This window comes from Mesorhizobium sp. M2A.F.Ca.ET.037.01.1.1 (genome assembly GCF_003998075.1).
Taxonomy (GTDB): Bacteria; Pseudomonadota; Alphaproteobacteria; order Rhizobiales; family Rhizobiaceae; genus Mesorhizobium.
This window is the reverse complement of the sequence record NZ_RZSA01001846.1, coordinates 1-415: the sequence shown is the minus strand read 5'-3', so window position 1 is coordinate 415 and position 415 is coordinate 1. Positions and strand designations below refer to the sequence as shown.

The following is a 415-nucleotide window of genomic DNA, read 5'->3' as shown; positions in this document are numbered from 1 at the left end:
CCGCTGAGCAGTATCAATTCCCTGGTCAGTATCTGAGCCGTATCGAGGCCTGCGTCGGCGATTGGATCACCTACTACGAGCCCAGCAAGGTAACCGAGACACGCGGGTACTTCGCGATGGCAATGGTCCAGCAGGTCATTCCCGATCCCGCGGCGCCTGACATGTACCTCGCTCTGATTGAACCCGGAACCTACCTCGAATTCGTCAATCCTGTTCCATTCAGTGCGGCCGATGGCCTGGTTGAACGTGGCCTGCTCAATGACGAGGGCAGAATATCCGGCCGTGCCCAATCCGCCGTCCGCCCGCTTAGCCCTGCCGACTTTAACGTTTTGCTTTGTTCATCTCAAAGAAGCTCCCCCAATATTTATAGCCATCTATCTTATAAGTGGCAGCGGAGCCAGCGTCTTTCTGGGGG

1 pseudogene is annotated in these 415 nt (G+C 56.4%); it reads left to right on the top strand.

The window, feature by feature from the left end:
• Positions 1-415 (top strand): annotated as a pseudogene (locus EOA27_RS40130) (hypothetical protein); the annotation flags it as partial.